The organism is Polaromonas sp. P1_G2 (assembly GCF_056405515.1).
The window spans coordinates 1-402 of record NZ_JBFUBY010001447.1 but is presented as its reverse complement, the minus strand read 5'-3'; the positions used below and the strand labels follow the sequence as shown (position 1 = coordinate 402).

Here is a 402-nt window from a genome sequence, read left to right as displayed (position 1 = left end):
CTGTGTCCGTCTGTGAAAATTTTGCACGAGTGCGTGATGGGCTTGATCTATTTTTTCGGGATGGTCGAGCAGCGCCTGCATCGCCCCGGCCAGCTTCTCGGCATCGGCGGCGACAATCCAGCCCGTGAGCCCATCCGAGACCACTTCCGGCAAGCCGCCATAGGGCGTGGCAATGACCGGTCGCCCGGCCGCCAGCGCATCGATGAGGGCAAGCGGGCTCGGTTCCTCCCAGAGCGAAGGCACGGCGACGACCTCGACTGTCGGATAGAACGCATTGGGGCTGACGAAGCCGACGAATTCGATGTCGACATCAGGCGCCAGCGACAGGATATGAGCCCTCTCCTCAGCGGAGACATTGCCGGCCAATCGCAAACGCACAGTGCCCGGCGCCAGGAGGCTGGC

General features: G+C 63.4%; 1 protein-coding gene. It reads right to left on the bottom strand.

The window, feature by feature from the left end; genetic code table 11:
- On the bottom strand, positions 1-378 hold a 378-nt coding region (locus AC1D0P_RS31010; RefSeq protein ID WP_477680233.1), incomplete at its 3' end, for a glycosyltransferase.
- Positions 379-402: the final 24 nt, after the last annotated feature.